The 24,460-nt window shown below is 73.7% G+C and carries 24 protein-coding genes and 1 tRNA gene; 1 reads left to right on the plus strand and 24 read right to left on the minus strand.

The annotated features are described in order from the left end of the window. Positions 1 to 962, minus strand: a 962-nt coding sequence (locus ACFXPX_RS29575; RefSeq protein ID WP_380644056.1) for an alpha/beta fold hydrolase, incomplete at its 3' end; no start/stop codon positions are given. 80 nt (positions 963 to 1,042) lie between these two features. Continuing rightward, positions 1,043 to 1,666, minus strand: coding sequence for a hypothetical protein (locus ACFXPX_RS29580; protein ID WP_380595300.1), 624 nt, complete (start codon positions 1,664 to 1,666; stop codon positions 1,043 to 1,045). Between the two features lie 209 nt (positions 1,667 to 1,875). Between ACFXPX_RS29580 and ACFXPX_RS29585 the strand changes: the two genes are divergently transcribed. Then, positions 1,876 to 2,523, plus strand: a complete 648-nt coding sequence (locus tag ACFXPX_RS29585; RefSeq protein ID WP_380644057.1) for a LysE family translocator — start codon at positions 1,876 to 1,878, stop codon at positions 2,521 to 2,523. A gap of 70 nt (positions 2,524 to 2,593) precedes the next feature. Here the strand turns inward: ACFXPX_RS29585 and ACFXPX_RS29590 are convergent, their stop codons facing one another. From ACFXPX_RS29590 to ACFXPX_RS29695, 22 genes are all read right to left on the minus strand, one after another. Next, on the minus strand, positions 2,594 to 3,937 hold the full coding sequence (locus tag ACFXPX_RS29590) for a Tim44-like domain-containing protein (protein ID WP_380644058.1): 1,344 nt from the start codon (positions 3,935 to 3,937) through the stop codon (positions 2,594 to 2,596). A gap of 210 nt (positions 3,938 to 4,147) precedes the next feature. Next, on the minus strand, positions 4,148 to 5,821 hold the full coding sequence (locus ACFXPX_RS29595; protein ID WP_380644059.1) for a DUF885 domain-containing protein: 1,674 nt from the start codon (positions 5,819 to 5,821) through the stop codon (positions 4,148 to 4,150). A gap of 87 nt (positions 5,822 to 5,908) precedes the next feature. After that, positions 5,909 to 7,591, minus strand: coding sequence for a phospholipase (locus ACFXPX_RS29600; protein ID WP_380593181.1), 1,683 nt, complete (start codon positions 7,589 to 7,591; stop codon positions 5,909 to 5,911). A 218-nt stretch (positions 7,592 to 7,809) separates the two neighbouring features. Then, positions 7,810 to 8,226, minus strand: a complete 417-nt coding sequence (locus tag ACFXPX_RS29605) for a peptidase inhibitor family I36 protein (protein WP_380397735.1) — start codon at positions 8,224 to 8,226, stop codon at positions 7,810 to 7,812. Between the two features lie 217 nt (positions 8,227 to 8,443). Then, positions 8,444 to 8,517, minus strand: a tRNA-Met gene (locus tag ACFXPX_RS29610). A gap of 102 nt (positions 8,518 to 8,619) precedes the next feature. Continuing rightward, positions 8,620 to 9,702, minus strand: coding sequence for a hydrogenase expression/formation protein HypE (hypE, locus tag ACFXPX_RS29615; RefSeq protein WP_380644072.1), 1,083 nt, complete (start codon positions 9,700 to 9,702; stop codon positions 8,620 to 8,622). 13 nt (positions 9,703 to 9,715) lie between these two features. Further along, a complete protein-coding gene (gene hypD / locus ACFXPX_RS29620) occupies positions 9,716 to 10,858 on the minus strand; it encodes a hydrogenase formation protein HypD (protein WP_380644060.1) in 1,143 nt (380 codons plus the stop codon). Then, complete coding sequence (locus ACFXPX_RS29625; RefSeq protein ID WP_380397731.1) at positions 10,855 to 11,148, minus strand: HypC/HybG/HupF family hydrogenase formation chaperone; 294 nt, start codon at positions 11,146 to 11,148, stop codon at positions 10,855 to 10,857. The genes hypD and ACFXPX_RS29625 overlap by 4 nt, the downstream gene beginning before the upstream one ends. 6 nt (positions 11,149 to 11,154) lie before the next feature. Beyond that, a complete protein-coding gene (hypF, locus tag ACFXPX_RS29630; RefSeq protein WP_380644061.1) occupies positions 11,155 to 13,476 on the minus strand; it encodes a carbamoyltransferase HypF in 2,322 nt (773 codons plus the stop codon). Then, entirely contained in the window at positions 13,473 to 14,267 is a 795-nt protein-coding gene (hypB, locus tag ACFXPX_RS29635) for a hydrogenase nickel incorporation protein HypB (protein WP_380593178.1), read from the minus strand. The genes hypF and hypB overlap by 4 nt, the downstream gene beginning before the upstream one ends. A 5-nt stretch (positions 14,268 to 14,272) precedes the next feature. Next, complete coding sequence (hypA, locus tag ACFXPX_RS29640) at positions 14,273 to 14,653, minus strand: hydrogenase maturation nickel metallochaperone HypA (RefSeq protein WP_380523639.1); 381 nt, start codon at positions 14,651 to 14,653, stop codon at positions 14,273 to 14,275. Positions 14,654 to 14,769: 116 nt separating this feature from the next. Beyond that, positions 14,770 to 14,874, minus strand: a complete 105-nt coding sequence (locus ACFXPX_RS29645; protein WP_380397724.1) for a DUF6893 family small protein — start codon at positions 14,872 to 14,874, stop codon at positions 14,770 to 14,772. Further along, positions 14,868 to 15,410, minus strand: coding sequence for a hydrogenase maturation protease (locus ACFXPX_RS29650; RefSeq protein ID WP_380523641.1), 543 nt, complete (start codon positions 15,408 to 15,410; stop codon positions 14,868 to 14,870). The genes ACFXPX_RS29645 and ACFXPX_RS29650 overlap by 7 nt, the downstream gene beginning before the upstream one ends. Further along, positions 15,407 to 16,789, minus strand: coding sequence for a hypothetical protein (locus ACFXPX_RS29655; protein WP_380644062.1), 1,383 nt, complete (start codon positions 16,787 to 16,789; stop codon positions 15,407 to 15,409). The genes ACFXPX_RS29650 and ACFXPX_RS29655 overlap by 4 nt, the downstream gene beginning before the upstream one ends. Next, entirely contained in the window at positions 16,786 to 17,430 is a 645-nt protein-coding gene (locus ACFXPX_RS29660; RefSeq protein WP_380644063.1) for a DUF6084 family protein, read from the minus strand. The genes ACFXPX_RS29655 and ACFXPX_RS29660 overlap by 4 nt, the downstream gene beginning before the upstream one ends. Further along, the gene (locus ACFXPX_RS29665; protein ID WP_380644064.1) at positions 17,427 to 18,074 is read right to left on the minus strand and encodes a DUF5947 family protein; all 648 of its coding nucleotides are present in this window, start codon (positions 18,072 to 18,074) and stop codon (positions 17,427 to 17,429) included. The genes ACFXPX_RS29660 and ACFXPX_RS29665 overlap by 4 nt, the downstream gene beginning before the upstream one ends. After that, complete coding sequence (locus ACFXPX_RS29670; protein ID WP_380397714.1) at positions 18,071 to 18,538, minus strand: thioredoxin; 468 nt, start codon at positions 18,536 to 18,538, stop codon at positions 18,071 to 18,073. The genes ACFXPX_RS29665 and ACFXPX_RS29670 overlap by 4 nt, the downstream gene beginning before the upstream one ends. Beyond that, on the minus strand, positions 18,535 to 20,322 hold the full coding sequence (locus ACFXPX_RS29675; RefSeq protein ID WP_380593173.1) for a nickel-dependent hydrogenase large subunit: 1,788 nt from the start codon (positions 20,320 to 20,322) through the stop codon (positions 18,535 to 18,537). The genes ACFXPX_RS29670 and ACFXPX_RS29675 overlap by 4 nt, the downstream gene beginning before the upstream one ends. 115 nt (positions 20,323 to 20,437) lie before the next feature. Beyond that, positions 20,438 to 21,484, minus strand: a complete 1,047-nt coding sequence (locus ACFXPX_RS29680; RefSeq protein ID WP_380644065.1) for a hydrogenase expression protein HypE — start codon at positions 21,482 to 21,484, stop codon at positions 20,438 to 20,440. Positions 21,485 to 21,618: 134 nt separating this feature from the next. Beyond that, entirely contained in the window at positions 21,619 to 23,310 is a 1,692-nt protein-coding gene (locus ACFXPX_RS29685) for an enoyl-CoA hydratase-related protein (RefSeq protein WP_380644066.1), read from the minus strand. 136 nt (positions 23,311 to 23,446) lie between these two features. Beyond that, complete coding sequence (locus ACFXPX_RS29690) at positions 23,447 to 23,896, minus strand: hypothetical protein (RefSeq protein ID WP_380523657.1); 450 nt, start codon at positions 23,894 to 23,896, stop codon at positions 23,447 to 23,449. A gap of 6 nt (positions 23,897 to 23,902) precedes the next feature. Continuing rightward, the gene (locus tag ACFXPX_RS29695) at positions 23,903 to 24,379 is read right to left on the minus strand and encodes a cupredoxin domain-containing protein (RefSeq protein ID WP_380523659.1); all 477 of its coding nucleotides are present in this window, start codon (positions 24,377 to 24,379) and stop codon (positions 23,903 to 23,905) included. Positions 24,380 to 24,460 lie beyond the last annotated feature (81 nt).

Raw genomic sequence — 24,460 nt, forward strand, 5'->3', positions numbered from 1 at the left:
CTGTGGCGGTGTTCAGGCTTTCGCTCACCTCGACCCCTGAAAGATTCGCCTTGAAGGCCCAGAATCGCCGCGGCGAACGCTCCGGGGGCCTCCTGCGGCACGTTGTGCCCCACCCCGGGCAGGGTCCGCACCTCGCACGGCCCGGTGAACCGCTCGGTGCCGGTCTGATCCGCCACGGGGATCACGCCGTTCTCCTCGCCGACCAGCACCACCGTCGGGACCACGACGGTCGGCCGACCGGCCAGCGCGTCCTCCGCCTCCCGGTAGCGCGGATCGCCTTCGACCAGGCCGAAACGGTGGCGGTAGGAGTGGATCGCGACGTCCACGAAGTCCGGGTTGTGCAGGCTCGCCGCCGACGCCGCGAACGCCTCCGCCGCCCCCGCCCAGGTCGGCGACCACAGCCGCCAGAGCAGCCCGCACAGCTCCTCCCGGTTCTGCTCCAGCCCCTGGCGGCCTCGCTCGGAATGGAAGTAGTACTGGTACCAGAGGCCGCGCTCCGCCTCCGGTGCGGCGGGCTCCATCGCCCGGGCGATGTCCTGGACGGTGTAGCCGCCCGCGGCGACCAGGCCGTGGACCCGCTCCGGCCACAGCGCCGCCGCCGCGCAGGCCGCCCGCCCGCCCCAGTCGTAACCGGCGACGACCGCCCGCTCGATCCCCAGCGCGTCCATGAACTCCACCAGGTCCCGCGCCAGCGCGGCCTGCTGGCCACTGCGCATCGTCCCCGCGTCCAGGAACCTGGTCGGACCGTAACCGCGGAGGTACGGCGTCAGCACCTCCCGGCCGGCCTCGGCGAGCAGCCGCGCGACCTCGTCGTAGGCCCGCACGTCGTAGGGGAAACCGTGCAGGAGGATCACCGGGGCAGCGGACGCACGGCGGCGCTCGCCGGTCCGATGGTAGGCGATCTCCAGCACCGGAGTCGTCACCCGGTAGAGCTCGTACGCCTCTTCGGTCCTCGCAGTCATCCGGTCATGCTCACACGCCTGCCCCGGACACGACTACCCCAGGGGCCCCTGGCCTCCGCCCGTGCGTGCGTGCGTCGTTCTCAGTACCGCTGGGCCTGGGTGACCTTGGAGAGCAGTGCCTTGTCCCGGTCGATCGGGCTGAACGCGGTGGGCTGGGCCTTCGCGCCCGGGGCCAGGTCCTTGACTCCCAGGAAGCTGGTGTCCACCACCTTGCCGTTCTCGTCGAGGAATTCGACCTTGACCGCGTACGACGCCGTCGCCCGGGTGCTGTTCACCACCGTGACCAGCGCGGCGTTGAAGCCGGCCGCCTGCGCCTTGGGCAGCCCGGTGAGCGTGACGTCCGACAGGGCGTTGCCGGAGCCCTCCGTCTTCGCCAGGACCGCCTGTGCCTCCGCACGGCCTGCCGACACCTGTGCCGACACGGAGGCTTCGAACGAGGCGGCCGCCGCCGACCGGGAGGCCGCGGCAGCCGAGACCGACTCCAGCACGGACGCCTTCGCCGAGGCCACCGCGGACGGCAGCACCCCGGAGAACGAGCTCACGTCCGGCGAGAACGGGCGGGACGACACGGTGGACGGCGACGTCGACGACGAACTGCAGCCCGCGACGACGAGCATCGTGCAACCGAGTACGGCGCCGACCGCGCCGGCGCTCCGGCTCAGCCGCTCGGCCGCCCGCGGCCGGCCATCGAGGAAACGCGACATGGATCTTCCGCCTTCGTCCCGGCCGGGCCACCCTAGGCCCGGGCCCGCGTCCCACAAGCGTCGCCGCCCGTGCCGCGCCCCGCTATCAGGTCTGCTGTGAACGGGTGGTGACCCGCCGGAGTCCTCCGCGGACGACCGGGGCATGATCCGAATGAGCGTCGCGTGCTAGGTTTCGCCCGCAAAACAGGACGGTTGAGGGCGGGGGCGACATGGTCGGTATCAGCGCGATAGCAGGCATCGCGGCGGTGGAGTTCGGGATGGTGCTCACGCCCGGACCGAACATGATCTACCTCGTCTCCCGCTCGGTGGCACAGGGGCGCCGCGCCGGACTGATCTCCCTGGCCGGCGTCGGGACCGGCTTCTTCGCCTACCTGCTGGCGGCGACCGCGGGCATCTCGGCGGTCTTCTCGCTGATCCCGGAGATCTACCTGGCGGTCAAGCTCGCCGGCGCGGGCTACCTGCTCTGGCTGGCCTGGAAGGCGGTGCGCCCCGGCGGCTCCTCGGTCTTCGAGCAGCGCGAGCTCGTGCCGGACCCGCCGCGCAAGCTCTTCACGATCGGCCTGCTGACCTGCCTGCTCAACCCGAAGATCGCGATCCTCTACATGTCGCTGCTGCCCCAGTTCGTGGACCCGAGCCGGGGTCACATCGCGGCGCAGAGCTTGCTGCTGGGACTGACCCAGATCGTCGTCGGACTGCTCGTGAACGGGATCTTCGTGCTGACCGCCGGATCGGTCTCGACGTTCTTCTCCCGCCGCCCGCTCTGGACCCGGATCCAGCGCTACGTGATGGGCACCGCCCTGGCCGGCTTCGCGGTACGGATCGCCGCCGACCGCTCGGCCGTGGCCGTCACCCCCTGAGGCCGGCGCTCTGCTGCGGGCGAGGGGTCCGTTCCGTCCCGTCAGCGGTCGTGCGCGTCCACGGCGCCGCCTACTCCACGTCGGCGGCGACCACGGTCCACGCCTTGGTCGACGTGTCGTCCAGCCGGAGGTCGAACGCGAGGGTGATCGGGCGGCGTCGGCGCGCGTCGCCGCGCAGCACCTGCTCGGTGCGGCGGTCGACCTCGTAGTAGACGCCCTCCGCGTCGACCGCGACGCGGAAGACGATCGGATCGCGGGAGACCAGCGAGCGGACCGTGACCGACCTGACGACGGCGTCCCGCATGACGGTCCGGTCGACCGTGCGGACGGACGTGAAGTCCAGGCTGCCGTCGTTCATGACCCACTCCTCGAGGAAGCGCTCGACGGCCACCTCCAGAACCGCCTTGTCGAACCGGCCGTCGAGCACGCTCAGATCGCCGACGGCGGTGTCGGCGTCCGTGCTCCACGAGATGTTGGTCAGCGACAGGATGTCGCCCGCGCCCCTGACCGCGGTCTTCCCGGCCACCTCGAGGACCGCCTCGCGGGCGACCTCCTTCTGGTCCCAACCGTCCGTCTCGATGGCGTTGGTCAGGTGGTGCGCGCCCTCGGCCGCCTGCTCCACCGAGGACACGATCCACTCGCCGGCCGGGCTCTTGCGCAGCGTCCAGTACTCGACCGGGCGCGTCGAGTCGTCCTTGCGCACGGCGTCCGCGCCGTCGCCGCGGCGCACGTAGTCCCTGAGCGTCGCGGTGACCCGGAAGGTGACGGTGTCGTTCTCCTCGCCCGCGCGGTTGGCGACGTCGACCAGCTCGACCACCGGGCCGGAGACGATCTCCACGACGTTGACCTCGCCGCGGGACTCGTAGTCGCGCAGCTGCTCGGCCCACTTGCCGTAGAGCACCGGGGACAGGACCTGCCGCAGGGTGGCGTGGTCGTGCCGGGTCCAGGCGTTCTGGGCGGTCACGTACAGCTCGACGGCCCGGCGCTCCAGCGCGGCGCGGTCGAAGGTCGCGTCCGTGTCGGCGATGGCGTCGACCCGGGCCGCGACCCGGGCGGCGCGCTCGCGCGCCTGCTCGTCCGCGCGGTGCGCGGTACGGTCCGACACCGTGTTCAGGCCGACCGCCTGCGCCGCCTTCCGGCGCCGGTACACGACCCACATGATCAGGAGGAGGACGGCCACGATCACCAGGAGGGAGACGAACCCACCGCTGCCGGCCCCGAACCCGAAGCCGAAACCGCCGCCGAACCCGTGGAAGCCGCTGCCGTGACTGCCGCCGCCCCCACCGTGGCTGCCACCGCCTCCCCCACCGCCGCCGAACCCGTGGCTACCGCCCCCACCGCGGGCGTACGCCACCGCCGGGCTGCTCAGCGTGACGACTCCAGCGACCACAGTTGTCCAGCGACGGGCGCGCACCGGGCTCCCCCTTCAAGAATCCGAGCTGTTCCTTACGAGCCTACAAGCCGGATCGCCCGCACATTCGGCCCGGTCGGACACTTTCGCGCACTGCCCCCGGCTGATCACACAACGTGACAAGGCGGTGCGGTGGCCCGGCTGCCACACCCCCGGCGGGATCGGGTAAGGGCACTCCCCCGCCGGGGCCGGCGGGAACAGGGACCCCTCGGCCTACGCCTCGGCGAGGCGGGCCGCCAGGGCGTCCAGGCCGAGCGAGCCCTGGGCGAGGACGGTGCCGTGCCAGGCCCGGAGGTCGAAGGCGGCGCCCTGGCGGCGGCGGGCCTCCTCGCGGCCCCGCAGCCAGACGCGTTCGCCCAGCTTGTAGCCGATGGCCTGGCCGGGCCAGCCCAGGTAGCGGTCGATCTCGCTGCTGCGGCGCGGGAGTTCGCTGCCGTGGTGGGCGGCCATGAACGCGGTGGCGAGTTCCGGGGTCCAGCGTTCGCCGGGGTGGAAGCCGCTGTCGGCCGGGACGGCGAGTTCCAGGTGCATGCCCAGGTCCACGATCACGCGGATGATCCGGAGCATCTGCTTGTCCAGGTAGCCGAGCCGCCGGGCGGGGTCGGTGAGGAAGCCCAGTTCGTCCATCAGGCGCTCGGCGTACAGCGCCCAGCCCTCCTTGTCGGCGCTGACCGCGCCGAGGGTGATCTGGTAGCTGCTGAGCCGGTCGGCGCAGGCGGTCCAACGGGCGGTCTGGAGGTGGTGGCCGGGGACGCCCTCGTGGTACCAGGTGCTGACGAGCTGCCAGGTCGGGAAGGACCGCCGGCCGAGGGTGGGCAGGTAGGTGCGGCCGGGGCGGCGGAAATCCAGGCTGGGGCCGTTGTAGTAGGGCGCGCCCGAGCTGCCGGGCGGCGCGATCCTGGTCTCGACCCGGCGCAGCGGGCCGGAGATGTCGAAGTGGGTGCCGTCGAGGGCGTCGATCGCCTCGTCGACGACCTGCTGGAGCCAGGCGCGGACGTTCTCCTCGCCCTCGACGGCGTGGCCGTGCCGGTTGAGGTGGTCCATGGCGGCCCGGGGGCCGGCTCCGGGGAGGATGCGGTCCGCCTCGGTGCGCATCTCGGCGACCGTGCGGTGGAACTCCTCCCAGGCCCAGGCGTACGCCTCGGCCGGGTCGATGTCGGCGCCGTTGGCCCAGCGGGCGGAGCGCAGGTAGCGCTCGCGGCCGACGGCGTCCGGGGTGCCGTCGGCGGCGGGCAGGTAGGTGTCGTGCAGCCAGTCGCGGAAGGCCGCGGTGGCGGCGGTGGCACGGTCGGCGGCGGCGTCCAGTTCGGGGCGCAGCCGGGCGGGCCCGGCCGCGGTGAAGCCGTTGAACCAGCTCCCGCCGCCGGAGCGGCCGGTCCAGGCGTCCAGTTGGGCGATGGTCGCGCGGGCCTGCCGGGGTGCGCTCAGCAGTCCCCGGGCGATGCCCTCGATCAGGGTGGCGCGGTAGCCGTCCAGCGCTCCGGGCACGTTGCGCAGCCGGCCGGCGACGGCCGCCCACTGCTCGTCGGTCTCGGTGGGCATCATCGTGAACACGCCCCGCACCTTGTGCAGCGGGGAGTTGACGTTGCGCAGTTGGCGGAGGTGGTCGCCGGCCTCGTGCACGGCGAGTTCGGCGGTGAGCCGCTCCCGCAGCAGCCGGGCGCAGTCCCGGTCGGCGGCTCCGTCCGGGGGCGCGGCGTCGTCGAGCGCGGCCAGCGTCCGCCGCCCGAGTTCGGCGAGCGCCTCGAAGCCCTCCGGCGACAGGTCCGGCTGCCGGTCGTCCTCCGGGTGCAGACCGAGTCTGGTCGAGGTCGCCGGGTCGAGTGCCGCGACCTGGGCGACGTACCTGTCGGCGATGCTGCGGGCGGACTCCGGCGTCTGGGGCATGCCCCCATGCTGGCGCAGCGGCCGAGCCGCCGCCCAGGGCACCTGGGCAGGAGGCTCCGGACGGCGGCTCGGCGGGGTGCCGCGGACTCAGCCCTGGCAGAGGCCGCGGCTGTAGTCGAAGGTCGCGGCGGCCTGCGAGTACTGCCACTGCGGGGCGAGCAGCTGCTGGTCCAGCTGCGCGGCGGCGGTGCGGTTCTCCACGACGTAGCCGAAATCCTGGAGCCAGGCCGGGTAGAGGTTCTTGGAGCCGATGAAGAAGGCGGAGCCGTCGACCGAGACCAGCTTGTGGTGCAGCGCGTACGGGTGGCCGTCGGCCCAGGTCGGGGCGGAGGAGGCCCGGAACGGGGCGAGTTGGAGGTTGCGGCACATCGCGGTCCGGGCCTGCGCCGGGTCGCCGAGGCGGGCGGCGAGCCGGGCCGCGAGGGTGTCGCTGATCTCGTTCAGGGACTTGATCTGCGAGTAGCCGCCGCTGCCGACCGCGCCGCGGTTGCCGGGGTCGCTGACCACGATGCGGACCTTGACCCCGTCGGCGAGCTTGCCCGCGAGCAGGTCGAAGAGCCGGGCGTCGTAGCGGGGCATCGGCGGGCAGGTGCCGGTGACGTCCTGCTGGGAGATGTCGATCCGGCCGGTGGCGCCCGCGATCAGGGCGCGCAGCGCGTTCTCCTCGGGGTTGACCGTCTCGTAGTCGCGGTCGTCGTTGGTGCGGTCGGGCAGGCCGATCGGGCCGCACTTGACGTCGGCGGGCCGGGCCGTCCGGTCGGGGCGGTAGTCGGAGGCGGGGTCCTCGTCGGTGATCCCGACGCCGAGGCCGCCGATCGCGATCACCGGGACGTTTCCGGTGGCGGGCACCTGCCCGACCGCCGGGTTGCGGCGCTTCTCCAGGTCGGGGGTGCAGCTCGCGCCGTTGGTGGAGGCGTACCACGCGGCCGAGAGGACCCCGGTGTTGCGGCAGGTCCAGTCCCACAGGGTGTCCAGGTACGCACCGGCGGAGGCGGCGGCCGGGCCGGTGAGCGCGAGGTCGACGTCGGTGACCGGGTGGGCGGTGTCGAGGTAGTCGCCCTTCCAGTTGTTGATGCCGCCGGTGATGACGCTCTGCCCGTCCACCACCAGCAACTTGGAGTGGTTCCAGGAGAACGCGGTCTTCGCGGTGGTCATCGAGGCGACCTCGATGGTGACGCGGCCGGCGGCGCTGCCGAGCCGGGCCACCAGGTCGTCCCGGTACTTGGAGGGCAGCGCGGTGATGTTGAGCAGCGGCGCGGCGCCGGCGAGGACCCGCACGTGCGGGGTGTTCCCGGCGGCCACCGAGGCCTTGAGGCCGTCGGCGATGGCGTCCTGGAACGCACCGTCCGGGAACGGGGCGAGAGTTGATATGTCGACGGTCCGGGTGGCCCGTCCGATGTTCTCCCGCATCTTGTCGAGCAGCTGCTCGGTGCCGGTCCGCTCGGTGCAGGAGGCGTCGCCCCAGCAGCCCGGCGTCTGCAGCAGCCACCCGCCCGGGTTCCCGGCCGGTGCGTCGAGGCGGTTGCCGGCCGTCCGCTGCCAGACCGTTCCCTCCAGCCCGGGCGACACCTGACGCAGCGTCCGCTCCACCGCGTCCAGGTACGGAGTGGCATCGGCGGGCGAGGCCGGCACGGCCGGAACGGTCGACGCCGGCACCGGGGCCGGGTCGGCGAAGGCGGGAGCGACGGGCAGCGCACCGACGGCGGCGGCGAGGGCCAGCGCGGTGCCGGCCAGACGGCGGCCGGAGCGGCGGGAGTGAGGAGAGAGCACGTACGAGTCCTTCATGCGAGGCCGGGGACGTTCACCCGGACGACACCCTTAAATTACCCTAAAGTAACCAAATCTGCTGTCAGGGCCCCATCAATGCCGGCAACTCGACCGCACACCAACCGACTTCACGCCACCTCACCCTGATGGCCACTCAGCCGCCGAAGGCAAAGAGGCCCCCGCACCGATCCGGTGCGGGGGCCTCCCGTGCCAAGGTCCGGTCAACTCCAGAGCTGGGCGTCCTTGTTGTAGGTGTAGTCGAGCACGTCGGAGTAGCCCGCCCGGTAGTAGTCCCAGGTCCCGTCGTCCGCGACCACGGCCACCGTCTGCCCGGTGTTGTTGACCAGCGAGGCGGCGTTGTCCGCCACGGTCTGCCCCCAGCCGGCGCCGTTGTTGCCCCAGTGGCCGAAGTGGGCGCTGCGCAGGTCGACGGTCTGCCCGACCGACCAGTTCTCCCACGCGCCCCAGCCGTACTGCGGCGAGTGGAAGTAGAGGCACACGTTCCCGCTCGGGCAGGCCTCCGCCCCGGTCGGCTGGGACGCGGCCGACGCACCCCCCGTCGCCATGCCCGTCGCTCCGAGCGTCAACGCCACCACGGCGGCGACCTCGGCCGTACGGCGTCCGATCCTGATCCGCATTGCGTCCCCCCTGGAAATCCACGGTGCCCGACGAACCGGCGGCCGACGGCCCTGAGCGGACCCCCGGCCGAACCCGCGCAAGGCTCGCACGATCGGCCCCGCCCCGCCAGAAGTGCCGACGCCTCCGCTTGTGTGGACTTCTCGGCCCGGCACCGCCCCCGGACGCAAAAAAGCCGGGGCCGACGCACCAAGTGCGCCGACCCCGGCTCCTACTGAGTAGCGGGGACAGGATTTGAACCTGCGACCTCTGGGTTATGAGCCCAGCGAGCTACCGAGCTGCTCCACCCCGCGTCGATGTCTCCACCATAGACCACGGCCGGGCGAAAACGGAAATCGGTTTCCCGAGGGGCCCGTCGCGCCGGCCGGACGCCGGTGGAGACACGACCGGCGCCGTCAGCAGATCCGCGGGAGCTGCTCGCCCAGCGGCAGGTCCACCACCCGGGTGCCGCCGAAGCCGGTGCGGGCGACGACCATCCCGGGGTGGTCCTCGACGCACTCGCCGATCACCACCGCCTCCGCGCCCAGCGGGTGGGCCCGCATCGCGGCGAGCACGGCGTCCGCCTCGGTGCGCGGGACGAAGGCCACCAGCTTGCCCTCGTTGGCGATGTACATCGGGTCCAGGCCCAGGATCGCGCAGGCGTTGGCCACCGGGTCCGGGACGGGGACGGCGCGTTCGCTCACCACCACGCCCACCCCGGCCGCCGCCGCGATCTCGTTGAGCGCCGCCGCCAGCCCGCCCCGGGTGGGGTCCCGCAGCACGTGCAGGTCGAGGGTCGCCCCGAGCATGGCGTCCACCAGACCGCCGAGCGCCGCGCAGTCGCTGCGCACCTCGACCCCGAACTCCAGCCCCTCCCGGACGCTCATGATCGCCACCCCGTGCAGCCCGATCGGCCCGCTGACGATCACCACGTCGCCCGGGCGGGCCCGCTGCGGCCGGATGTCGACCCCGGCCGGGACGAGCCCGATGCCGGCGGTGTTCAGGTAGACGCCGTCGCCGTGCCCGGCCTCGACCACCTTGGTGTCGCCGGTGGCCACCTCCACCCCGGCGGTGCGGGCGGCCGCGCCGAGCGCCCGGGCCACCCGGTCCACCACGGCCAGCTCCACCCCCTCCTCCAGGATGAAGCCGCAGGACAGGTAGGCCGCCCGGGCCCCGCTCATGGCCAGGTCGTTGACGGTGCCGTTGACGGCGAGGTCGCCGATGCAGCCACCGGGGAAGAACAGCGGCCGCACCACGTAGGAGTCGGTGGAGAACGCCAGCCGGGCGCCGCCCAGTTCGAGCACGGCGGAGTCGCCGAGACCGGCCAGCGCCCGGCTGCCGTAGGCGGGGGCGAAGATGTTCTCCACCAGCTCGGCGGACATCGCCCCACCGCCGCCGTGCCCCATCACCACCCGGGGGTGGTCGCGCAGCGGCAGCGGGCAGCTCCAGCCGGAGAGGTCCGGCACACCGGCCGCACCGACGCCGCCGGACGCTTCGATGAGCAGGTCGGTGTCAGCCAACGGGGCTCGCCTCCTGGACGGGGCTCGGCGTGCTCGGCCCGGTCGGCGTGCTCAGCCGCCGGTAGAGGTAGTACGCGGCGCAGGCCCCCTCGCTGGAGACCATGGTGGCGCCGAGCGGGGTGCGCGGGGTGCAGACGGTACCGAAGGCCTCGCACTCGTGGGGCTTGAGCAGCCCCTGGAGCACCTCGCCGGCCCGGCACGCGGCGGGTTCGCTGGTCCGGACGCCCCCGACGTCGAAGCGGTGCTCGGCGTCGTGGTCCCGGTAGCGCGGTGAGAGCCGCCAGCCGCTCTGCGGGATGACGCCGATGCCGCGCCAGGCCCGGTCGGTCACCTCGAAGACGTCCTCCAGCATGGCGCGGGCCGCCGGGTTGCCCTCGGGGCGGACGGCCCGCGGGTAGGCGTTGTCGACGGTGTGCTCGCCGCGCTCCAACTGCCGTACGGTGCGCCGGATCCCCTCCAGGATGTCGAGCGGCTCGAAGCCGGTGACGACGATCGGGACCCGGTGGCGCTCGGCCAGCGCGGGGTACTCCTCGGTGCCCATCACGCTGCACACGTGCCCGGCGGCCAGGAAGGCCTGGACCCGGCACTCCGACGAATCCATGATCGCCTCGATCGCCGGGGGCACCCGGACGTGCGAGACCAGCATGCTGAAGTTGCGCAGGCCCTGCTTGCGGGCCAGGTGGACGGCCATCGCGTTCGGCGGGGCGGTGGTCTCGAAGCCGATGCCGAAGAAGACCACCTCCCGGTCCGGGTTCTCCCGGGCGATCCGCAGCGCGTCGAGCGGCGAGTACACCACCCGGACGTCGCCGCCCTCGCCCCGGACCCGGAACAGGTCGCGGTCGGTGCCGGGAACCCGCAGCATGTCGCCGAAGGAGCAGAAGATCACCCCGGGGCGGGCGGCGATGGCCAGCGCCCGGTCGATCACCTCCAGCGGGGTGACGCACACCGGGCACCCCGGCCCGTGGATCAACTCGACCTCGTCCGGCAGGAGTTGGTCGATGGCGTGCCGGATGATGCTGTGCGTCTGGCCGCCGCACACCTCCATCAGCGCCCACGGCCGGGTGACCGTCGCCCTGATGTCGGCGAGCAGGCCCTCGGCCAGCTCGGGGTTGCGGAACTCCTCCAGGTACTTCACCGTCCCGCCTCCTCGACCGCCGCGGGGTTGCCCGCAGCCTCCCACGGATCTCCGAACTCCTCCTGCAGCAGCCCGAGTTCCTCGAACAGCTCCAGGGTCCGCCGGGCCGACTCCTCGTCCAGGCGCTGCAACGCGAACCCCACGTGGACGATGGCGTACTCCCCCACCGCCAGGTCGGGCAGGTACTCCAGGCAGACGTCCTTGACCACCCCGCCGAAGTCCATCACCGCCATCCTGGTCCCGTCGCGTTCCTCGATCTCCGTCACCCTGCCGGGCACCGCCAGACACATCCGCTGTCACTCCTCCCGGGCGGCCGACGACCGGCCGGCCACCATCAGCTGGCCGAGCGCCAGCCCTCCGTCGTTGGGCGGCACCCGGCGGTGCCGCAGCACGGTGAAGCCGTCCTCCCCCAGGCCGCTCGCGCAGGCCGAGGAGAGCAGCGCGTTGGCGAAGACCCCGCCGCTCAGCGCCACCGTCGAGATCCCGTACTCCCGGCGGACGTTCGCGCAGACCCGCCGGACGGCCCCGGCGACCGCGCGGTGGAAGCGGGCGGCGATCAGCCCGGTCGGCGCGCCCGCCGCCAGGTCCGCCAGCACCCCGGCCAGCACCGGCCCGGGTTCGACGGTCCAGCCGCCCGCGCGCTCCGCCAGCCCGAAGGCGTAGCCCGCCGCCGGGCCGGTCTCCGCCGGGCCGAACTCCACTGCGGCCGCCTCCAGTTCGATCGCCGCCTGGGCCTCGTACCCGGCCCGGTGGCAGACCCCGGCGAGCGAGGACACCGCGTCGAACAGCCGGCCCATGCTGGAGGTCGGCACGCAGTTCAGTCCGCGCTCCAACTGCTGCTCCAGCAGCCGCAGTTCGTCCTCCGGGCAGGCCAGCACCGGCGGCAGCCCGGCCGCCCAGGGCAGCCCGGCGGCGCGCAGGTGGGCGAGCGCCGCCCGGTACGGGCGCTCGACCGCGGCGTCGCCGCCCGGCAGCGGCACGTAGCCGAGGTGGGCGACCCGGCGGTACCCGTCGTAGTCGGCCAGCAGCACCTCACCGCCCCAGATCGCGCCGTCCTCGCCGTAGCCGGTCCCGTCGAAGGCGATGCCGAGGACCGGCCGCCCGCCGTCCAGGCCGTGTTCGGCCAGCACGGCGGCGACGTGGGCGTGGTGGTGCTGCACCCGGCGCACCGGCCGGCCGGCGGCGGTGCGCTCGGCGTGGTGCAGCGAGCGGTAGCCGGGGTGCCGGTCGGCGACCAGCAGTTCGGGCCGCACCCCGCTGACCAGGCCTAGTTGCCCCACCGCCCGGTCGAAGGCGCGCAGGGTGGCCAGGTCGTCCATGTCGCCGATGTGGCCGGACAGCCAGGCGTAGCCGTCGCGGGCGAGCGCGAAGGTGTTCTTGAGGTCGCCGCCGACCGCCAGCACCGGCCGGACGGGCACCGGCAGCGGGAGCGGAAGCGGGGCGTACCCGCGCGAGCGGCGCAGCGGCAGCAGCTCGCCGTCCACCACCCGTACCACCGAGTCCTCACAGGGCACGTGGATCGGCCGGTCGTGGCCGAGCCAGCCGTCGACCAGCGGGGCGAGCGCGCTCAGCGCGTGCCGGTCGTCGGTGACGATCGGCTCGCCGGAGAGGTTGGCACTGGTCATCACCAGCAGGTCGGGCCCGGGGGCGGCGAGCAGCAGGTGGTGCAGCGGGGTGTACGGGAGCATCACCCCGAGGTCGGGGCTGCCCGGGGCGACCGCCGGGAGCTGCGCCGCGAAGCCCCCGGGGCGGCGCAGCAGGACGATCGGCCGGACGGCGCCGGTGAGCAGTTCCCGTTCGACCGGCCCGACCGTGGTCAGCGCCTCGACGGTGGCGAGGTCGCGGGCCATCACCGCGAAGGGCTTGTCGCCGCGCCGCTTGCGCCGCCGCAGCAGGGCGACGGCCGCGGCGTCGCGCGCGTCGCAGGCCAGGTGGTAGCCGCCGATGCCCTTGACGGCGAGGACCGCCCCGTCGGCGAGCAGCCGCCGGGCCTCGCCGAGCGCGTCCTCACCGTCGAGGTCGGCGCGTCCGGGCACGGTGAGGGTGAGCCGCGGCCCGCAGGCGTGGCAGGCGACGGGCTGGGCGTGGAAGCGGCGGTCGGCCGGGTCGGTGTACTCCCGGGCGCAGTCCGCGCACATCGGGAAGCCCGCCATCGTGGTGTTGGCCCGGTCGTACGGCAGGCCGGTGACGATGGTGTGCCGGGGGCCGCAGTTGGTGCAGCTGATGAACGGGTGCCGGTGGCGCCGGTCGGCGGGGTCGGCGAGTTCGGCCAGGCAGTCGGCGCAGACGGCGACGTCGGGCGGGATCAGGGTGGCCCGGGGCCCGTCGGTGCGGGAGGGGGTGATGGCGAACCCGGTGGCGCCGGTGGCGGCGAGCGGCGCGTGCTCGACGGAGGCGACCTGGGCGAGCGGCGGGGCGTCGGCGGCGACCCGGCGGCAGAAGGCGTCCAGGGCGGCCGGGCTGCCCTCGACCTCGGCGAGGACGCCCTCCCCGGTGTTGGTGACGCTGCCGGCCAGGCCGAGTTCCCCGGCCAGCGCGAAGACGAAGGGCCGGAAGCCGACGCCCTGCACCAACCCCCGGACGGCGACCCGCCGTCGTTCGCGGTCGAGCGCCGTCACGGCGTCCCCGGCACGGCGTGCGAGTGCTCCGCGTGCGAGTGCCCGGCGTGGGAGTGCTCCGCGTGCGCCTGCCCCGCGTGGGCGTGCTCGCCCTGCCCGGCCGCCATCACCGGCCGGTGCGGCACGGCGCCGTCCAGCACCGCCAGCGCCCGGTCCAGCAGCGCCCCCACACCGTCCCCGGTCCGGGCCGAGGTGGGCACCACCTCCACCCCGGGGTTGACCCGCTGGACGTTCGCCAGGAACGCCGCCTCGTCGAACTCGGCCGCCGCGGCGAGGTCCGCCTTGGTCACCAGCACGAGGTTGGCCAGCCCGAACGCGGTCGGGTACTTGAGCGGCTTGTCCTCGCCCTCGGTGACCGAGGCGAGCACGACCCGCAGCGATTCCCCGAGGTCGTAGGAGGCCGGGCAGACCAGGTTGCCGACGTTCTCCACGAACAGCAGCCGGCAGTCCTGCGGCAGCCAGCCGTCCAGGTGCCCGGCGAGCATCCGCGCCTCCAGGTGGCAGAGCCCGTCGGTGAGCACCTGCTTCACCGGTGCGCCCGAACGGGCCAGCCGCAGCGCGTCGTTCTCGGTGGCGAGGTCGGCGGTGAGCGCGGCGACCGGGATCCCGCGCCGCCGGGCCAGCCCCAACTCGGCTTCCAGCAGGGCGGTCTTGCCGCTGCCGGGGCTGGAGAGCAGGTTGACGGCGACCGTCCCGCGGGCGGTCAGTGCGGCCCGCAGCTCGTGGGCGCTGTCGTCGTTGCGGGCGAGCACCGCCCGGCGGAGGTCGACCGTGTGGCCCGACTGGCACATCGGTTTCAGCCTTTCTGTTCGGCCGGGACGCCGGGGCCGGCGGCCCACTCGACGTCGAGGATCTGGAGCTCGCGCCCGGCGAGCAGCTCGACGCCCACGCCGGAGCGGCAGTCCGGGCAGCCGAGGTCCGGCGGCATGCCGACGGCCCATTCGACGGCGCAGGGCGAGCAGCGGGCGCGTGCCTCGACGGCCTCGGTGTCCAGCACCGCGCCCTCCACCAGCGTTCCGGCGCAGGCGAGTTCGAAGCAGAAGTCGAGGGCTTCGGGCACCACGCCCGCCAACTCGCCGACCTGGAGCCGGACCCGGGCCACGCCGGGGGCCCGGTGTTCGCGCGCGGCCGTGTCCACCTGCTCGACCACGGCGGCGGCGATCGACATCTCGTGCATCGGTCCCTTCCCACGGCGGGCGGCAACGCGCCCCATTACAGGGGGCGGTGGCGGCGACGGCTCGAAGCCGCGCCGCCACCCGGTCCGGGGCTGCACCGTTCGCAGCAATCCGCGGCTCACATCCGCGAGATCCTCAGGTACCGCTTGAGGTCCGGCAGGCTCTGCCAGACCAGTGCGCCGATCCCCGCCAGCAGGGCCGCGCAGAACAGTTTCCTCAGCATGGTGTTGTCCTCCTCTCGGACTCCGCACTCACCGGGTCCGGACTTGACGCATCCGCCCGCACCGCCTCCTCGACGGCCGCCAGCACCATCCGGACGGCCCCGTCCACGGCGGAGGCCACCGGCTCGCTCAGCCCGATGCCCTCCTCCAGCGAGGCCGGCTCGCACCCGACCACCAGCACCCGCCCGGGCGGTTCGGCCCCGGTGCCGGCGGCCAGCGTGGCGAGCAGCCCGAGCACGGCGTCCGGTCCCATCCGGTGCCCGTCCAGGGCGGGCGCCTCCAGCGGCTCGGCGGCCGCCTCGATGAGGTAGAGGGTGCCGGGCGGGCCGCCCCGGCAGGTGGCGTCCACCAGCACGGCCGTCCGGTAGCCGTCGAGCAGCCGGTACGCGAGGTCGACGCCGCGCACCCCGACGTCGACCGCCTCGACGCCGTCCGGCAGCTCGACGCCGGCCAGCCGCCGGACGGCCTCCACGCCGAACCCGTCGTCGCCGAGGAAGATGTTGCCGACCCCGGCGACCAGCACCGCGCCGCCGCTCACGACTCCTCCAGCGGGGTGACCTCGTCCGGCTGGAAGTAGCGGAACCGCCCCTGGGCCCGCCACAGGTCGGCGCCCGGGTCGTCCTCGACCGTGACGGCGAGGTGCACCGAGCCGTCGACGTCGTGCAGCACGGCTTCCACGAGGGCGGTGCGCCCGTCCAGGAAGAGGTCCTGGGCGTCGGTGCGCCGCCGCCCGGGCCGCAGCAGCACCCGGCTGCCCGCGCCGACCTGCCGGCCGTCGACCAGCACCTTGTCCCGCTCGGGGTCGACCGCCGGATCGTTGCCGGGGTCCCACCAGGGCTGTTCGGAGTCCGTCCCGGAGCCGGTGATCTCGCGCAGGCCGCGGACGGCGCCGTGCAGCCGTTCCAGCACCTCGGGCGGCATGGACTCGGCGAGGTCGATCACCGCCCCGGCCCGGTCGTCGGTGCCCCGGGCCTCGCGCTTCTCGTCCTCGGTCAGCGCCGCCGTGCGCAGCGCCAGGATCTCGTCGATCTCGGTGGCGTCGTAGAGGGTGCCGAGGCTCTCCGGGGCGATCCGCGGGTGGTCCTCCAGGATGATCGGCGAGGAGAGCATCACCTGGTACCCGCCGTCCGGTCCGGCCAGCACCGGCCAGGTGCGGTCGTTGCGGCACCGCTCGACGGCCGGGCGGGCCCACTCGGGCGGGTCGGTGACCGAGACGAAGCGGCCGTGCTCCAGCCCGAGCAGCAGGTGGGCGGAGACCAGCGAGCGCGCCAGCGCCTCCTCCCGCCCGGCCTTGCGGCGCGGTGTCCAGGCGGAGACGTTCTCCACCTCGGCGGTCAGCCGCTGCGCCCGGTACGGGCCGGGCAGTTCCTTCATCCGCAACCGGACCAGCCCGTCGACCTGTTCGCGCCGCCGCACCAGCCGGCCGACGGCGCTGCCGTGCTCGTGCACCAGCTCGGTGGAGCCGACGCCCGGCAGTCGGAAGTCGCGCTGCACCCCGGCACCGGTCAACTCCTCGACGGACACCAGCAGTTCGATCCGCTCTTCGACGCCCTCGTCCCATTCGACCAGCACCCGGTCGGCCAGCTCCAGCCGTTCCACCGGCTCGAACCCGCCGCCGTCGGTGGCCCGTTCGACGGTGCGCCGCTGGACCCGCAGGAACCGCAGCTCGACCGCGAGCCGGTCGCCCTGCCGCGCCTCCGTGACGCACTCGGTGCGCTGGTGCGAGTGCTCGCCGCCCTGCCGGGTGTACTCGGGCGGCACCAGCACGCCGAACTGCCAGCGCAGTTGGTTCTTGGCGGCGGACGCGCGGTACGGGTAGAGCACGTAGCCCTCCAGCAGCACCGCGTCGGCGATCTGCCGGGCGCCCGCGAAGCCGCGCTCGATCCCCTCGGGGAGCTCGACCGTGAACCCGCTCACCGGACTCCCTCCCGCACCGCCGCGGTGGCGAGCAGGTCGCGCACCGTCGCCTCCCAGGAGGGCAGCGCCCGCCGGGAGCGGTGCGCCAGCAGCTCGTCCATCAGGTCCTCCGGCAGTCGCAGCCAGCCGCAGCCGGGGAAGTGCTGGTCGACGGCCTCCCGCCAGACCCGGGCCGGCATCCGCACCCGGGCCTCCTGGTCCCAGGGCACCGGGGTGACCTGGAACCCGCCGGGGCCGGCGAACGCGGTGCCGGAGAAGAGCAGCAGCAGCGGCACCTCACCGCCCTCCAGGGCCCGGAAGTACCGGGCGCAGGCGACCTCCAGGTCGTAGCTGCACGGCACCACGAGGTCGGCCTCGGTCTCGCCGGTGAAGCCGGGCACCAGCAGCGGCACGGTGGCGAACTGGATCGGGTTGAGCGTGCTCCCCCAGCGCTCCCGCTCCCCGAACAGGTCGCCCAGCCGCTCCCCCTCGGCCTCGCCGTAGGGCCGGCGGGCGGGTTCGATCCGCAGCTGGCACTGCAGGGCGAGGGCGTGCACCCGGGTGTCGGCGGGCCCGGTGATCCGCAGCCGGAACACCAACGTGGGCCCGGCCGCGTACGGGTCGGAGCGCACGCCGGTGCAGGCGAAGCCGAGCTTCGTCATGCCGTCACCGCCGCGGTCAACGGGCGGGCCCGGAGGGCCAACCGGCCGAAGAAGGCGTCGAGTTCGGCCCGGGCCTCGGCGCCGCCGTCGAAGCCGTGCCAGCACCGGCGGAGCCGGCCGACCAGCTCGTAGCAGACGTCGATCGGCACCAGGTAGCAGGCGACCCGGCCGTCGGTGCGGCGCAGCAGCAGCGCCTCGACGTCCGGTTCCAGGGCGGCGGCCAGCCGGCTGCTGCCGAGGGCGCGCTGCCAGGCCTCCTCGTCGACCTCGCTCTCGGTGGCGCCGGCCGGGCCGGGGTAGAAGGCGAGCAACCGGTCCAGCACGGCGTTGCGGAACAGGAAGACGGTGCCGACCGGGACGCCGAGCACCGACCAGACCCGCTCGTCCACCGCGCCGTCCGGATCGTGCAGGTAGCGGTCCGGCATCGTGCGGTAGCGGCCGCCGGCCGCGCCGTGCTGCTGGAACAGCAGGCCGCAGGCGGTGCAGGTGCAGGCCAGGGAGCGTTCCTCGACGTCCACCAGGTGGCGGTGGCCGGGCGGCAGGTCGTGGCCGCAGAGGCCGCACTGCTCGGGCCGCGGGGGCGCCGGCTCGCGCAGCCGGCGCAGCAGGGCGGTCCCGTCGCGGGAGACCCTCCGGGTGTTCATCGCGCCTCCGCGGGCTGGGGCGGGCGAGTGCCGATCTGGAGCAGCTGGGGGGCGCGCTCCAGGTCCAGGGCCGTCACCTCGGGGGCGTGGCAGGCGAGGGCGGCCTCCACCTCCTGCTCGCCGCAGCCGCACCCGGAGGCGGTGCGGCGCAGCCGCAGGGTGCCGGTCTCCGGGGCGAAGCCGAGCACCTCGATCCGCTCGGGCAGGTTGGCGAGCGCCCGGTCGATCCGGGCGGTGACGTCCTCGGGGTGGAGGTCGTGCAGGAGCAGCAGTCCGGCCACCGCCGGGTCGTCCAGCATCCGTTCCAGGGCGGGCGGGGGCAGCGCGGGGACCAGTCGGGCCAGGCCCTCGCCGTAGAACTCCATGAGCTCGCGGACGAGTTGCTCGCCGGCCTGTTCGGCGTCGCTGCCGGCCAGGGCGTCCAGGGCCTGCTGGATCCGCTGCCCGGTCTGCTCGGCCGTCATGCGGTGAGCCCGCTCAGGCCGGTGGGGACGTGCATGGTCTTGAGGGTGCGGCCGTTGCCGACGTACATGTGCACGCCGCAGGGCAGACAGGGGTCGAAGCTGCGCACGGCGCGCATGATGTCGATGCCCTTGAAGTTCTCCGGGGAGTTCTCCTCGAAGATCGGCGTGTTCTGCACCGCGTCCTCGTACGGGCCGGGGGTGCCGTAGCTGTCGCGCACGCTGGCGTTCCACGGGGTGGGCGGGTACGGGTGGTAGTTGGCGATCTTGCCGTCGCGGATCACCATGTGGTGCGAGAGCACGCCGCGCACGGCCTCGGTGAAGCCGCAGCCGATCGACTCGTCCGGCACCTCGAAGCGCTCCCAGGTCTGGGTGCGCCCGGCGCGGACCTCTTCGAGCGCCTTCTCGGCGAAGTGCAGGGCGGCGGCGGCCGCGTAGGCCTGGAAGTAGGTGCGGGCGCGGTTGCGCTCGATGGCGTTGCTCCACTGCGGGATCTTCCACTCGAAGGTGACCTCGGGCTTGGTCATCGAGCGGGGCAGGTTGATCCGGACGCTGTGGCCGGTGGCCTTGATGTAGCCGATGTCGACCAGGCCGGACAGCGCGGTGGACCACAGCCGGGCGATCGGGCCGCCGCCGGTGTCGAGGGCGAGGTGCTCCTTGCCGTCGAACCAGCGCGGGGACATCACCCAGCTGTACTTGTCGTCGAAGTTGCGCTTCTGCGGCTGCGGGATGGTGTGCTGGTTCCACGGGTGCCGGGGGTCGACGGGGTTGCCCAGCGGGTCGTGGGTGACGAACAGTTCCTTGCCCTGCCAGTCCTCGTAGTAGGAGCTGCCGAGCAGGATCCGGATGCCGAGGTTGATCTCGGTGAGGTCGTTGGTGACCAGCTTGCCGTCGACCACGACGCCGGGGGTGACGAACATCCGCCGCCCCCAGTCCGTCATGTTGCGGTACGTGAAGTCGCAGTGGTCCGGGTCGTTGAGGCTGCCCCAGCAGCCGAGCAGCACCCGGCGCCGGCCGACCTCCTCGTAGCCGGGCAGGGCCTGGTAGAAGAAGTCGAAGAGGTCGTCGTGCAGCGGCACGACCTTCTTCATGAACTCGACGTAGCGCATCAGCCGGGTCAGGTAGTCGGTGAACAGCTGCACGGTGGCGACGGTGCCGACGCCGCCCGGGTAGAGCGTGGAGGGGTGCACGTGGCGGCCCTCCATCAGGCAGAACATCTCCCGGGTGTAGCGGCTGACCTGGAGCGCCTCGCGGTAGAACTCGCCCTCGATCGGGTTGAGCGAGCGCATGATGTCGGCGATGGTCTTGTAGCCGTGGTCGCCGGCGTGCGGGGCCTCGGTGCGTTCGGCCAGTTCCAGGACGCCGGGGTTGGTCTCGCGGACCATCTTCTCGCAGTAGTCGACCCCGACCAGGTTCTCCTGGAAGATGTTGTGGTCGAACATGTACTCGGCCGCCTCGCCGAGGTTGATGATCCACTCCCCCAGGCGCGGGGGCTTCACGCCGTACGCCATGTTCTGGGCGTAGACCGAGCAGGTGGCGTGGTTGTCGCCGCAGATCCCGCAGATCCGGCTGGTGATGAAGTGGGCGTCGCGCGGGTCCTTGCCGCGCATGAAGACGCTGTAGCCGCGGAAGACCGACGAGGTGCTGTAGCACTCCGCGACCCGCTTCTGCTTGAAGTCGATCTTCGTGTGGATGCCCAGGCTGCCCACGATCCGGGTGATCGGGTCCCACGACATCTCGGTCAGGCCGCTGCCGTCGCCGGCCGCCCTGGTCATCGGTGTTGCCATCGTCTCTGGGTGTCCTTGTCTAGGGGTCTACGGGTTCGGCGGGGTCGGCGGGGTTCGACGGACCGGGCGGTGGCCGACGCGGGCCGCACACCGGGGGGTGTGCGGCCCTCCCCCGTCACCAGGGCGGGCGGTAGCCCGTGGTCAGGTGACGCCCGGTACGGCGCCACTTCGGTTCCTTGTCGACGGTCTTCTGGGTGATCGCGCGCAGCCGGCGGATCAGCGAGCCGTACGCGGCACTGGCACCCGTCGAGACGCGCGATCCGGGCGGCGGGTCCATGAAGGGCATGAACTTGTCGGGGAAGCCCGGCATGGTGCAGGCGATGCAGATGCCGCCGACGTTCGGGCAGCCGCCGACGCCGTTGATCCAGCCGCGCTTGGTGACGTTGCACTTGACGACGGGGCCCCAGCAGCCGAGCCGCACCAGGCACTCGGGGGTGCCGTAGTCGGTGGCGAACTGGCCCTGCTCGTAGTACCCGCCGCGGTCGCAGCCCTCGTGCACGGTGGCGCCGAACAGCCAGGCGGGCCGCAGCTTGTCGTCCAGCGGGATCATCGGCGCCGAGCCCGCCAGTTGGTACAGCAGGTAGGTGAGCGTCTCGGCGAAGTTGTCGGGCTGGATCGGGCAGCCCGGCACGCAGACGATCGGCAGCCCGGCCTTGGACTTCCAGTCCCAGCCGAGGTAGTCCGGCACGCCCATCGCGCCGGTCGGGTTGCCGGCCATCGCGTGGATGCCGCCGTACGTGGCGCAGGTCCCGATCGCCACCACGGCGGTCGCCTTGGAGGCGAGCCGGTCCAGCCACTCACTGGTGGTGATGGGCTGGCCGGTGGCGGGGTCGTCACCGAAGCCGCACCAGTAACCCTCCTTCTTGATCTTCTCGTTGGGGATCGACCCCTCGACGACCAGCACGAAGGGTTCGAGCTCGCCGCGGTCGGCCTTGAAGAACCACTCGACGAAGTTGTCGGCGCCCTGGACCGGCCCGCACTCGAAGTCGATCAGCGGCCAGTGCACCGCGATCTTCGGCAGACCGGGCAGCACGCCGGTGACGATCTCCTCGATGCTCGGCTGCATCGCGGCGGTCAGCGAGACGGAGTCCCCGTCACAGCTGAGGCCGGCGTTGATCCAGAGAATGTGCACCACGTCGGTGTCGGTTGTTGCAGCACCCATGAGGATGCCTCCTCGGGGATGGGAGCCGGACGAAAATGGCTCGGACCCAGTCATAGCAACGCTTCGGGCCTTCCGCCGGTCCACCGACCCGGCGGGACCGCCCGGCACGCGCAAGCCGGGCGCGGCCGTTCGGGTCACGGCTCGGCGCGGAGCCCGGCGGGCACCGGCTGCTTGCGCACGAACGCGGACCGCAGCACGTGGTACGGCGATTCGGGTGTGAAGAACTGCCGGCGCATCACCGCGAGCTCCTCCGCCCGGTACGCCTCCAGCGGCTTCGTCCGCTCGTCGGCCTCGCGCGCCGCCTTCTTCGCCGCGATCCGCCGGTGGACGGACGGCGAGGCGGCCAGCAGCCCCGCCAGCCGGGCCGTGTGCGCCCCGAACTCCTCCGGCCCGGCGTCGAGCACCCGGTCGACCAGGCCGATCCGCTCGGCGGCCGCGGCGGACACCGGCAGGGCCCGCCCGGTCAGCCGCTCCGCCTGCGCCGCGCCCACCCGGCGCGGCAGGGTGTACGTCCAGTACTCCGAGCCGTGCAGCCCCATCAGCCGGTAGTGCGGGTTGAGCACCGAGCCGGCCCGGCACCACACCTCGTCGGCGGCCAGCGCCAGCATCACCCCGCCGGCCGCGGCGTTCCCGCCGACGGCCGCGACCACCAGCCGGTCGGTGGTGGTGAGCACCTCGGCGACCAGGTCGTCCATCGCGGTGATGTTCGCCCAGGACTCGGCGGCCGGGTCCGGCGCGGCCTCGATCACGTTGAGGTGGATGCCGTTGGAGAAGAAGTCCCGGCCGCCGCCGAGCACCAGCACCGTGGTCGGGCGGCCGAGCGCGAAGCGGTACGCGGCCAGCAGTCGGCGGCAGTGCTCGGCGGACATCGCCCCGCCGGGGAAGGAGAACCGCAGGAAGCCCACCGGGCCGTCCTCGTGGTAGCCCAAGTCCGACCAGCCCGGGTGCTCGCCCTCGTCCGCCGTCAGCGGCGCCGGGTGCTCCGGCAGGGGCGGCAGCAGGGCGCCGAGCGCCGTCACCGCCGGGAGCTTGATTGTCGCGGGCCCGCCCGGCGTGCGGCGGCGGCGCAGTTCGGGGAGCCACACTGCGCCGTCCGGGGTAGCCCGGCACACCGCGCCGGCCCGGGTGGCGAGCAGCTCGCCCGGGCGGCCGCGCAGCAGCGGCTCCCGGTGGCCGCCGTGCAGGTACCACTCAGCGCCGCACAGCACGTCCAGCACCCCGGGGCGGGAGTCCGCGGCGCGCAGCCGGCGCAGCACCTCCTCGGTGGGGTCGGCCGTCCAGTCGATCCGGCGCTCCGCCTGGCGCAGCGGCGGCCGGGTGCGCACCGTCCCGTGCCAGCCGGGGCCGTGCTGCGGCTGCGGGGCGTGGCTTCCGGAGGCGAAGCGTTCCACGGCGAGCAGCGCGGCCGTGACGGCGGCGTCGGCGACCTCGTTGCGGTAGAGGTCGCTCTTGCCGCGCTCCGGCAGCCGGCAGGGCGCCCAGGCCCAGACCGGTCCGGCGTCCATCTCCGCCTCGGCCTGGAGCACCGTGACGCCCCATGCGGTGCGGCCCTCCTGGACCGCCCGGTCCAGCGAGGACGGGCCGCGGTCGCCCGGCGGGCCGGGGTGGACGACCAGGCAGGTGAGCTGCTCCCAGAGCGTGCGCGGGATCGCGCTGCGGAGCATCGGCGCGAGCACGAGATCCGGCCGCAGCCGGGCCACCGTCGCCAGCAACTCCTCGTCGTCACCCGCCAGTTGGACGTCGACGCGGTGGCCGCGGTCGCGCAGTTCGGCGTGCAGCCGCTGGCTGAGGCTGTTGAACGCGCTGGCGAGGAGCAGGATCCGCATGTCCGCCTCCGACGGTGAGGGCCCGGGGATTCCGGCGATCATCGCCTCCGCCCGATCCGCCTCCGGGCCCGTCGCCCCCGCCGCGCCGCCCGTTCACCCGAGCGGCGGGGCACCGCCCGGGAGCGCCCGCTCCCGCTCAGGCGGGTTCCTGGCCTCGGCGGCGGCGCAGGCCGAGCAGCAGCAGGGCGGTGAGCGCCGCCGTGGCGATGCCCTCGGCCCAGGCGGCCAGGGTCTTGTCGGCGAACCAGATCGGCTCGTACATGTTCGGCAGCGGTCCGAGGGTGCCGACGTCGACGTAGCGGTAGAGCAGCAGGGCGCCGAGGCCGGAGGCCGCGACCAGCCAGCCGAACAGGACGGCGGATCGGCGGCGCCCGAGCAGCAGGAGCAGCGCGGCGAGGCTGGCGGCGGCGGCCTCGGCCCGGAACAGCGTGCCCTGGGTGATGCTGTCGCCGATGGCGTCGTACCGGTCGGCGAGCCGGGCGTGGACGGCCGCGTCCACGGCGAGCCCGGCGACGGCCACCAGGCACAGCAGGAGCTCGACGGGCCGGCGTCCGTCGCGGGGGCGGGCGTGCGTGCGGGGGGCCACGGCCGGTCAGCCGACGGTGAGGGTGCCGTGCATGAACGGGTGGATGGTGCAGATGTACGGGTGGTCGCCGGTCTGCTGCGGGGCGGTGAAGGTGGCACTGGCGCCGGGCTGGATCGTCCCGGTGTCGAAGGACTTGTCGGAGGCCGTCAGGGTGTGGGCGGTGGAGTCCTGGTTCATCACGGTGACGGTCTGGCCGGCCTTCACCGTCAGGGTCGCGGGGGAGAAGGCGAAGTTCTTGATGATGACCTGGAGGGCGCCGGTGCTGCCCTGCGCGGGAGTGGTCGCGGCACCGCTGCTCTGCGCCGGGCTGGTGGCGGCGCTGCTGACCTGCGCGGGGCTGGTGACCGCGGACGAGGGCGCGCCGTTCGAGGTGGTGCCGGTCGACGGGCTGCCGTTCGACGGGCTGCCGGAGCTGGAGCAGGCGGCGAGGGCGGCGGAGAGCAGCAGCGCGGCGGCTGCCTGGAGGGGCCGGGGGCTGGTCACGGACGGGCTCCGTTCGGGAGGGGTGCGGCGGCGGGAGCGGCGCGCTTCCCAGCCTCCGCCGCCACGGGCCGGTCGCGGCTA

It is taken from the genome of Kitasatospora sp. NPDC059146 (assembly GCF_042786665.1).
Lineage (GTDB): Bacteria > Actinomycetota > Actinomycetes > Streptomycetales > Streptomycetaceae > Kitasatospora.

Coding starts and splice junctions, on each gene's coding strand:
- ACFXPX_RS29680 (WP_380644065.1), bottom strand. CDS start 21,484: ATGGGTGCTGCAACAACCGACACCGACGTGGTGCACATTCTCTGGATC.
- ACFXPX_RS29605 (WP_380397735.1), bottom strand. CDS start 8,226: ATGCGGATCAGGATCGGACGCCGTACGGCCGAGGTCGCCGCCGTGGTG.
- ACFXPX_RS29660 (WP_380644063.1), bottom strand. CDS start 17,430: ATGACGAAGCTCGGCTTCGCCTGCACCGGCGTGCGCTCCGACCCGTAC.
- ACFXPX_RS29665 (WP_380644064.1), bottom strand. CDS start 18,074: ATGAACACCCGGAGGGTCTCCCGCGACGGGACCGCCCTGCTGCGCCGG.
- ACFXPX_RS29625 (WP_380397731.1), bottom strand. CDS start 11,148: ATGTGTCTGGCGGTGCCCGGCAGGGTGACGGAGATCGAGGAACGCGAC.
- ACFXPX_RS29645 (WP_380397724.1), bottom strand. CDS start 14,874: ATGCTGAGGAAACTGTTCTGCGCGGCCCTGCTGGCGGGGATCGGCGCA.
- hypA (WP_380523639.1), bottom strand. CDS start 14,653: ATGCACGAGATGTCGATCGCCGCCGCCGTGGTCGAGCAGGTGGACACG.
- ACFXPX_RS29675 (WP_380593173.1), bottom strand. CDS start 20,322: ATGGCAACACCGATGACCAGGGCGGCCGGCGACGGCAGCGGCCTGACC.
- ACFXPX_RS29595 (WP_380644059.1), bottom strand. CDS start 5,821: ATGCCCCAGACGCCGGAGTCCGCCCGCAGCATCGCCGACAGGTACGTC.
- ACFXPX_RS29580 (WP_380595300.1), bottom strand. CDS start 1,666: ATGTCGCGTTTCCTCGATGGCCGGCCGCGGGCGGCCGAGCGGCTGAGC.
- ACFXPX_RS29685 (WP_380644066.1), bottom strand. CDS start 23,310: ATGCGGATCCTGCTCCTCGCCAGCGCGTTCAACAGCCTCAGCCAGCGG.
- ACFXPX_RS29585 (WP_380644057.1), top strand. CDS start 1,876: ATGGTCGGTATCAGCGCGATAGCAGGCATCGCGGCGGTGGAGTTCGGG.
- ACFXPX_RS29670 (WP_380397714.1), bottom strand. CDS start 18,538: ATGACGGCCGAGCAGACCGGGCAGCGGATCCAGCAGGCCCTGGACGCC.
- hypB (WP_380593178.1), bottom strand. CDS start 14,267: ATGTGCCAGTCGGGCCACACGGTCGACCTCCGCCGGGCGGTGCTCGCC.